Origin of the sequence: Mycoplasmopsis mucosicanis, from assembly GCF_006546935.1 — a bacterium.
Taxonomy (GTDB): Bacteria; Bacillota_I; Bacilli_A; order Mycoplasmatales; family Metamycoplasmataceae; genus Mycoplasmopsis; species Mycoplasmopsis mucosicanis.
In genome coordinates this window covers 104,478-111,182 of sequence record NZ_SMDN01000001.1, presented here as the reverse complement: position 1 = coordinate 111,182, position 6,705 = coordinate 104,478, and the positions used below count along the sequence as shown (strand labels likewise).

Here is a 6,705-nt window from a genome sequence, read left to right as displayed (position 1 = left end):
GCTGGATGTGTAAGCATAGCGATATGTTGAGCTGACCAGTACTAATAAATCGATAGGTTTAAAAGTAAATGTGTATTTTAGACATTTCAATGAATTAAAATTTACTATTCAGTTTTCAAAGAACCAAGCGCCCCTTAGGGGTTTTTATTTTGCTTTTTTCCTACAAAATAGTAGGAATTTTATCTAAATACAAGACAAAACTATATATCTATATATAATTAAATATATATATTAATATTAAGGACAAAAATGGAAATAAAGAAGCACTTAATAACTATACTGCAAGATAATAAGAAATATTATTCAAAAGAATCAGGTGATTTATTGCTTGCAAATATATTTCAAGCAATATACAATTATGAATTAGATTTTATAATGCCGCTATACAATGATGAAATCATTAGAAAAGAATTTTTCATCCATAACGAAAATATTTATATATTTAATGCAAGACGTTTTTATGATTTTATTAATTTTAAAGACTTTTTACCTAATAGTTATACTGCTTTTAAAAATAAAATTGCATTAAGCAATACTCATGGAAACTTTTTAAACGAAGATGACCAAATAGTATTATCATTTCCATTTAAAGACTGTTTTATACTAGGAGAACAAAACAAAGAAGAACAGAAGCGTCAAGAGAGATTTCTTAATCAAAGTCTTGCTATTGATGAAATTTCATGTCTGCTAGCACCTAAAGTTTTGCTTAATGCTCGCCGTTATCAACAAGGTTTTGATACGCCTGCAACTCATTTTAATCAGCGCGATAATCTCATTATCAAAGGTAATAATCTAATTGTTCTTTCCTCACTAATAGAACGCTATGAAGGTAAGATAAAATGTATTTATATCGATCCACCTTATAACACAGGCTCTGATTCATTTAACTATAATGACTCATTTAATCATTCCACGTGACTTCTTTATATGAAAAACCGTCTTGAACTTGCAAGACGTCTTTTAAGCAATGATGGCTCTATATTCATTAATTTAGACTACAATGAGGTGCACTATTGTAAAGTATTAATGGATGAGATATTTGGTGCTAAAAACTTTCAACGTGAAATTATATGACGCATGGGCTTTGTATCTGGCTATAAAACCAGTGTAAATAACTTCATAAGAAATCATGACACAATTCTTTTTTATTCTAAGAATGCTGCTAATATGTTTTTTAATAAAACTTATATTGCTAACAATGATTTTAAACAAATAGTTAAACCAACCAAAGATCTAATTAACTTTTTAACAAAAAATGGCTTATCTAAGACACAAATCGACAGCACAATTAATTACATCAATCACACCTCACGCGGTCAACGATACCCGCTTGAAGACACATGAAACTGCAATAAATGAGATGAACTTGACAGCGTTGCAATCAAAAACTCAACAAGCATCGATGAAGAAACAATCCTAATCGACAACAGGAATTTTAAGGGCCAAAAACCTGAAAAACTCATTCAACGGATTATTGAGTCTACCACAATTGAAGGTGACATTGTGCTTGACTTTTTTGTAGGCTCTGGAACCACCGCTGCTGTAGCACACAAAATGAATCGACAATATATTGGCATTGAGCAAATGGACTATATCGAAGACATCACACTAGCAAGACTTAAAAGAGTAATCCAAGGCGAGCAAGGCGGAATATCACGGTCAGTCAACTGACAAGGTGGTGGCTCATTTGTGTACTGTGAATTAGCTCAAGATGCACAAAATCTAGTTAATCTAATTATGGAGTCAACAATCGATAATATCTCTAACATTAAAGACATTGTTCTTAATTCTTCATCTATTATTCCATATTTATCTCAATGTGAAATCATTGAAGCATTAAGCAATTTTGATAATTTAGATCTTGACGATCAAAAACAACATTTATTATCAATTATCAATAAGAACAAACTTTACATAAATTTGAGTGATATCGAAAGCAAATCATATAACATAAGTGAACAAGACAAGAAATTCAACTACAGTTTTTACAATAAAACTCCTCAAGGAAAGGACTAATATGGAGACAAAAATCACATCATTAACTCAATGTTTATTAGATATACTTAAAGATAATAATAAATATTATTCTTCTGAACAAAATAAGCTTTTATTAGGCAACATTTTTGCTGCAGTTAATAATCATGACAGTGATCTTATGGAGATTCTTTATTCAAATGAATCAATACGTAAAAATTTCTTTGTTAAGGTTAAAGACATCTGAATTTTTAATGACAAAAAATTCATAGATTTTATTAATCTTAAAGACTTTATGCCTGATAGTTTCACTTCTTTTAAAAATCGCATTGGCCTGGTTGATAACAATGGACACTTTCTTGACGAGAGCAACGATGTTGTACTATCATTCCCTTACAAAGATTGTGTTTTAGTTGGCAATCAAGACAAAGATGACCAAAAACGCAGTGAAGTTATGCTCAATGAAACTCTTGGTCTTGACGATATTAATAGACTTCTTGATCCTAAAGTATTAGTTAATGCAAAACGTTATAGTTCACAAGGTGTTGAGCAAAACATATCATTTAATGAAAAAGATAACCTTATCATTAAAGGTAATAATCTTATAGCTTTAAGTTCTATATTAAAGAGATATGAGGGAAAAGTTAAATGTATCTATATTGATCCACCTTATAACACAGGTAATGATTCATTTAAATACAATGATAAATTCAACCATTCAACCTGACTTGTGTTTATGAAGAATAGACTAGAGTTGGCCAAAAAATTATTAAGGGATGATGGTGTGATTTTTGTTCAGTGTGATAGAAATGAATATGCTTATTTAAAAGTATTAATGGACAGTATATTTGGAAGAATAAATGAATTAAGTACAATTATTTGATTAAACAAAGAAGGCGGCGGGAAGAGTGATAGTAAATTTTTTAGACAAAAACATGAATATATATTATGTTTTTGCAATGATAAGAATTACGCTAAAATCATCCCTCAAGATGTTGAAGATATTGAAAGGTATACAAAAGTTGATGAATTTGAGCATATAAGAGGTAAATATCAACTCGTTAAACTTGATAGTGGAAGTTTAGAATGGTCACAAAGTCTAGATTATCCAATAGAATATGATGGAAAAACATATTATGCAGGTGGAGATAAAGATAAATGAGAAGATAGACAAAAAGGTGGTGCTAGTGTAAAAGACTGAGGTTGAAGATGAGGTAAGGAAAAACTTGAATGAGGTATTGAAAATAAATTTGTAGTTTTTAAGAATAGTCAAATTTATACTAAACAATACTTAAATTGTGATAAAGATGGAAATATTGTGAGCAGAACAAATCAACCTATTCCAGTTATAGAAAAATATTCTAATACGAAATCAAATAAGCATATGAAGAAATTATTCAATAAAGTACCCTTTAATTATTCTAAACCCGAGGGTATCGTTATGGAAATTTTGAAATGAGTCACATCTCCAAATGATATCGTTCTAGATTTCTTTCTCGGTTCAGGAACAACTGCTGCTGTAGCACACAAAATGAATCGACAATATATTGGTATTGAACAAATGGATTATATCGAAGACATCTCAGTAGAAAGACTTAAAAAAGTTATTGATGGTGAACAAGGTGGAATATCTAAGTTAGTAGGCTGACAAAGCGGTGGCTCATTTGTGTACTGTGAATTAGCCCAAAATACACAAAAATGAGTAGATTTGGTAAAAAAAGCAACTGACTGCAACATTGTTGATATTAAAAACCAAATACTAAATTCTGATGACATAATCCCTTATTTAAGTAAAGAAGAAATTGAATCTACCTTAAGTACTTTTGATTCACTTAGTCTTGATGAACAAAAAGCACGTCTTATTTCAATAATTAATAAAAACAAATTGTATGTAGATTATTCACAAATAGATGATGAGTCATATGGTATTAGTGAAGCTGACAAACAATTTAGTAAATCATTTTATGAGGTAGAGAATGAATAATAATTTAGCTGATAAACTAAAAAATATATTAGATTATTTTCCACCTAAAGACCTTGATACATTTATTGTAAATGGACTAAATCCTAAAATTAAATTGAGAGATTACCAAACTAGAGCAATTCAGTCATTTATTTTGTATTATCTTGATGAAGGTAATACAAAATTACGTACTCAAGACAAAATACACAACCTATTTCAAATGGCGACTGGTAGTGGAAAGACAGTAATAATGGCTGCTTTAATTCTGTTTTTATATCAACAAGGTTATAGAAACTTTATTTTCTTTGTATCTCAAACCAATATTCTTGAGAAAACTAAAGAAAATTTTGCAAATCCAGCAAGTTCAAAATATTTATTTGCTTCACCTTTAAAACACTTCAATAAAACAATAAAAATTAATGTTGTTGATAATTTTCAAGCTTCAAACATTGATAAAGACTCAATTAATATATGTTTTACAACCATTCAAAAATTGCACAGTGACATTATTAGTCCACGTGAAAATGCTATGAGTGAATATGATTTTAGCAATCAAAAAGTAGTATTCATCAGCGATGAATCTCATCACCTAAATGCAAGCACAAAAGCCAAAAGTAAAGCACAAAAACTCGAGATTTTCGAAGAACCCTCTTGAGAAAACACGGTAATTAGTTTATATAATAAACACCCCGAATCTCTTTTACTTGAATTTAGCGCAACTGCAGGTCTTAATAATGAAGATATTAATAAAAAATACGCTGATAAACTAATTTTTGACTATCCTCTCAAAACTTTTAGAGACGAAAAATGAACCAAAAACTTTCAAAACATAAGTTCTGAGACAACATATTGACAAAGATCTCTTATAGCATTAATTATTAGTGAATATCGTCATATGCTTTTTAATGATTTAGGCTTAGAAATAAAACCTGTGGTTTTATTTAAGTCAAAAACCATTGCAGAAAGTAAGAAGTTTTTTGAAGAGTTTAAAGAAAAAATTCAAAAACTAAACATTGAAGATATAGTTGCTCTTGAAACTATTGATATTCCAATTATGAAGCAAAGTCTTAGTTACTTTAAAAATTTAGGACATCAAGACTATCAATTATTAGTTAATCTACTCAAAGAAAGTTTTCGTGAGCAAACACTAATCATTATTAACTCATCCACTGAAAGTGCAATTGATGCACAAATGCAAGTGTTGCTCAATACATTAGAAGATAAAGACAATGTCTTGCGTGGTATTTTTGTAGTTGATCAACTAAATGAGGGTTGAGATGTACTTAACCTTTTTGACATTGTTAGACTACATGATGAACGTCAAGAAAATACACGTGTAAAAACCAACAAGTATACAATTAAAGAAGCTCAATTAATTGGACGTGGAGCCCGTTATTGTCCTTTTGTGTATAACAATGATGAACAAAATCGTAACAAACGAAAATTCGATGCCGACTTAGGCAATAAATACCGTGTTCTTGAAACCCTTTATTATCACTGTAAAAATGATTCGCGCTATATCAATGACCTTCAAAATACACTTAAACAAACTGGTCTTATTGATGATGATAATGGTAAAGTAGTCGAAATTAAACTCAAAGAAGAATTTAAAAATTCGGAGTTTTTTCAAAATGCTTTAGTTTGAACTAACAAAAGAGTTCCAAAACAAAATAGTATGCCAAGCGAGCAAGATAAAGTTAATTTCACTAAAACTATTGATTTTAAAATTAGACAAATTAAGGCTAATGAGGAAAGACTTTTTGATTTAAATGCAGCATCAAATAATGAAATAGAAGAACTTAAAACTGTTCGAGAACTTAAACTTGAAGATGTTGAATATCACATTCTTGAGGGCTGTGCACTTTATTTTGAATCATTGAAGTTTGATTTTCTAAAATCTAAGTTTTCTAATCTTAAATCACTTCAAGAATTTCTAACTTCTTCTGAATATCTAGGTTCAAATGTTGAAATTATCTTTAAGTCTAATGACAAGAAAGCAAAAATAAGTGGAAGAGATATGTTTAATGCTGTTATGGAAGTATTTAAACAAATTGAAAATTATCTTTATTCGCTCAAAGATGCAAGTGTAGGTGAAAAAGTTCTCCGTCCTAAAAAACTTAAAGAAGTTATCGATGATAAATTAATATATGTTGCTAAAGTTGAAGATGAAGACGGAAACGGTAATCCTCAAAGTCAAGCAAGTGAAAAACTTAGAATGGACCTAAGTTCTAAAAAATGATATGTTTTTAATGAAAACTATGGAACAAGTGAAGAAAAAGAATTTGTCAAATGATTTAGCGACAATTATGCAGAGCGTCTCGAAAGCAAAAATATTGAATTCTATTTAGTTAGAAACGAACGATTCAGTGAACTTGCACTTTATGATTTTGATAATGGTAATCGTTTTGAACCTGATTTTCTTCTTTATTTCAAAACCGATAAAATAAATTCTCAAGTATTTGTTGAACCTAAAGGAACTCACCTACTTGAGCATGACAACTGGAAGGCAAATTTATTAAGTTTGATAAATAGTGATATCAATCTAATGCCTAATGATGGTAATTGAAAAGTTATTGGTATGCCTTTCTTCAATAAGTCAAAAATATCTGAATTCGAGCAAGAATTTAATAAATTTATTGAAAATTTATAACTCAAGCACCTAAAAAATAAATTATTTGATGTACCAATTGATTTCTAAACTTTAATGAACATTTGTTAAATTGATTTTCTACAGTGGACTTTTTAGTCTTGCTGCGCGGGTGTAAATT

The 6,705-nt window shown here is 29.4% G+C and carries 3 protein-coding genes; all 3 read left to right on the top strand.

The window, feature by feature from the left end:
- The first annotated feature begins 249 nt into the window (after positions 1–249).
- Genes E1I18_RS00475 through E1I18_RS00465 form a run of 3 tightly spaced genes read left to right on the top strand, consistent with a single transcriptional unit; the run spans position 250 to position 6,587 of the window.
- A complete protein-coding gene (locus tag E1I18_RS00475) occupies positions 250–2,016 on the top strand; it encodes a site-specific DNA-methyltransferase (RefSeq protein WP_141483646.1) in 1,767 nt (588 codons plus the stop codon).
- 1 nt (position 2,017) lies between these two features.
- On the top strand, positions 2,018–3,958 hold the full coding sequence (locus E1I18_RS00470) for a DNA methyltransferase (RefSeq protein WP_141483645.1): 1,941 nt from the start codon (positions 2,018–2,020) through the stop codon (positions 3,956–3,958).
- Positions 3,951–6,587, top strand: coding sequence for a DEAD/DEAH box helicase family protein (locus E1I18_RS00465; protein WP_141483644.1), 2,637 nt, complete (start codon positions 3,951–3,953; stop codon positions 6,585–6,587). Before E1I18_RS00470 ends, E1I18_RS00465 begins: the two co-directional genes overlap by 8 nt.
- Positions 6,588–6,705 lie beyond the last annotated feature (118 nt).